We start from the raw sequence: 3,232 nt of genomic DNA, 5'->3' as shown, positions 1-3,232 counted from the left end.
AGCAAGACGAAGTCGCAGCTAAAAATCCGCTTAAGTTTAATTGAGCCTAAAATAAATATCCTTCAAATTTTAGCTAAAAAAGCAAAAAGATAATAACGAAAAACTAGTTAATAAAGATAGATAAAATAGAATAATAAAGAATTATATATTATTAAATAGATTATCTTATAATAAATAGAAGTTTCTTACATCTATATATTATATTCTATGATATAATACTATTGATTATACTAAAATATCCTTTCGAATTTTTATCATTAGTAAAATGTATCAACTGTGTAACTTAGTGATTTCATAATCCAAATACGCTAAACTACGAAACCAAATATACTTTAATAAAATATAGACAAGATCAGGCGCAGGCGGAGAGACGATAGAGATGGATGCTATAGGCAAGGGCAAAGGATAGGGCATGACTGGAATATCCAATAGATCAGATAAATAAATTACAAGACGACTATCCAGATATAGTAAATACACAGGGCGGCTCATATAATGTTTCTTCTTATACCAAGCTTGGAATTGCAAAAAAAAATAGATTATGATTGTGCTGTACAGTCATGTTCTTGGGGAAAATTTCAAGTAATGGGGCTTTATTATTCAAATCTATATTCATCTCCAAGTGAATTAGAAGAGGCTATGAATAAATGTGAATTGCAACAATTTAGATACTTTTTGTCATATTTAAAGAATACAAACGGAATGATAATAGCCCTAAAAAATAAGGATTGGGAGAGTATAGCAAGATTATATAATGGGGCTAACTGGAAAAAACAAAATCCAAAATACGCAAGCAATATTGAAAAATACTACAATCAGTTTAAGGGAGAAAAATAATATGAAATTTGTATATTTGGTGGTGACATTATTGGTATCATTATCCGCTGATCCTCAAAAATCGTCCTTAACTACCGTTTTTGGCGATCTGGACGGCGATAATATAGAAGAAAAAGTCCTTATGAGCGAAAATAAAGATGGTCAAAGAATGCTGCAAATTTTTAAACAAAATAATTCAAGCGAATGGAAGCTATGGCACAGCTTTGATAGCATTGTAATAAATAGCGATGATGGCGGCGCCATGGGTGATCCATTTACAGAGCTATCCGTGTCAAATAGGGTAATATCTGTAAGTCACGATGGAGGCGGAGGACGTTTTGCTTGGCAGTATTTACATAAATATAGATATGATAAAAAAGATAAGACATGGAGGGTGATAGGTGCTACGATAGCCTATCTTGACAAGAGTAAAAAAGTCGAGACTTTAGACTATAATCTATCAACAGGAAAGGCGATATATACTGCGAACTGTATCGGAGACGATGAGAATCAAGATGAGTGCATAGATATTAAAAATTTCACTTTTTATGTAAAACCCGCAAATCCTCCGCTGATGAAAAATTTTAAAATAGGAAAAAACAAAATCGTTATACCTAAATTTAATATAGAAATGTACTATTAAAATAGGCTCTCTTTAACTTACTGCCCCCTTGTGTGAGCTTAAGTTAAAGAGAGCCTACACAATTCTTCAAAAACAACCAATCTTGCGCTTTGTTTCGTTACCGATAATCACGCTCTTTGAAAAAACTCATTTGAAAGTTTTTAAATTATATTTAGGCTTTTGTATAGTCTTTTTGTCATCTAGCTTATATTTGGATACGTTTTTAATCAAGATCGTTAATTAAAAATAGGTTAGATCGTTTGTTTTTCATATCTATTTGCCTTAACAAATGCTGTTTTTTGAGGCGCATTATTGAATATTTTTCCGGTTTGCGATAAAATACCCCAAAAAGCAATCAAGGATGCTTCGTGCCTATAACTCCTAGAAACCATACGAATTTCAAAGAAGATTTAATAGAGCTTATAAAACTACGATACGAAGACCCTGTTGATACGAATAATATCTTTTTTCTAAAGGACAAACCGTTTATAGGCTACGGCTTTAGTCTAAAAGACGATATCGATACGATATGCGATCAAATTTACGGGAAAGAGAAAAACAAAGAGCTTGTCGATGCGGTAAAAAAAGCCATAGCAGACTTTGAGCCGGACGAAACAAAATCTAGCGATGAAAACGCCGCCTTGCTTTATGAAAATATAAATAAAGCCGCAGAGGACTCAAAAAAGGTTTCAAAATCTTCGTCTAGAAACTCTTTGCCTGAGTTTAAATTTACCTCCGAGGATCAAAAATGCTTTATTCTTGAACAAAAGTTAAAACCCCTCGTTCAGGAGATAGATAAAAAGCTAAGCGGCTCTCCTCTTAAAAAATTAGGAGAAGTCGCGCTTGCCGCCTCTAACCAAACTAGCGGGCAATCAATAACTCCTAGCAAAGAACACGTAGCTCTTTTGGCGCTTCTTTATCTTAGCGATAAAAAAGAACTAAATGCGTCTTTGGTAACTTACGTCAAGACTAAAAGCCGTTTTAGAGCTTGGTACTGGCTAGCTTATGAAAGCTTTGACGGAAAAAGGGATGATAAATTCGATAAAATAAGAGAGAGGATTTCAACCGGATTCGGTCTTTTCGAGCATGACGCATATAATGAAAATTTAAACAACCTATATTCTTCTTTAGGCAACCAAACCGACTTTAGCGCTTCAAATTTAACCTCGGTCGGTACGGAGCATATCGGCTTTAGAGAGTGTATAGACGTATTTAGCCATCTAAACGTAACAAAGATAAAATACTACGAAAAAGACGAAAAAGACGAAAAAGACGAAGAAAGCGCGCAAGAAAACACCTGCTTAGAGTTTATAAAAACCTACGAGATAAATAAAATAAAGCCAAATACGGCCGGTAGTATCGCGCCTAATTTAAATAATAGCTCCTTAAATAAAAACTTAAATTCGGAAAAACAAGATCCGGGCCTAAGCAAATCCGGCGCAGAACTTGGCGACTCATCCGCCGCTTCAAAGCAAGAAGCGCTGTTTAAGCCGTTTGCGGACAAGCTAAATTCTCTCTTAAGCTCTCATACCTCTAAAACCTTTAGCCCAGAAAACATCTACTGCATAAACCTAACCCTAGCAGCCGGGTCTAACGCTTCAAGGATAAACAAGCTCTTAAGAAAAAGAGAGGAAGAGCTATATAAACAAGAAAATATACTCATACTTTGCCCTATTAAGACCGCTACTCCTATTAGGATATTTCAGCCTAAAAAGAGCGACTTTACCATAGCGCTAGCTAGCCAAACCCCATTTGACTGTAGCGAGCTAAATCCAAAAGAGCTAAATCCGAGCA

3 protein-coding genes are annotated in these 3,232 nt (G+C 34.9%); all 3 read left to right on the top strand.

Going from position 1 to position 3,232, the window contains the following annotated elements; genetic code table 11:
• The first annotated feature begins 495 nt into the window (after window positions 1-495).
• Complete coding sequence (locus tag RYL88_RS12465; RefSeq protein ID WP_314991727.1) at window positions 496-837, top strand: N-acetylmuramidase domain-containing protein; 342 nt, start codon at window positions 496-498, stop codon at window positions 835-837.
• Between the two features lies 1 nt (window position 838).
• Entirely contained in the window at window positions 839-1,459 is a 621-nt protein-coding gene (locus RYL88_RS12460; protein ID WP_314991725.1) for a hypothetical protein, read from the top strand.
• 347 nt (window positions 1,460-1,806) lie between these two features.
• The coding region (locus tag RYL88_RS12455) for a hypothetical protein (protein WP_314991724.1) at window positions 1,807-3,232 on the top strand (1,426 nt) is incomplete at its 3' end.

The organism is uncultured Campylobacter sp. (genome assembly GCF_963517995.1).
Lineage (GTDB): Bacteria > Campylobacterota > Campylobacteria > Campylobacterales > Campylobacteraceae > Campylobacter_A.
Note: the sequence above shows the minus strand (reverse complement) of the source record. Positions and strands in the feature narration are given on the sequence as shown.

Coding starts and splice junctions, on each gene's coding strand:
- RYL88_RS12465 (WP_314991727.1), top strand. CDS start 496: ATGTTTCTTCTTATACCAAGCTTGGAATTGCAAAAAAAAATAGATTAT.
- RYL88_RS12460 (WP_314991725.1), top strand. CDS start 839: ATGAAATTTGTATATTTGGTGGTGACATTATTGGTATCATTATCCGCT.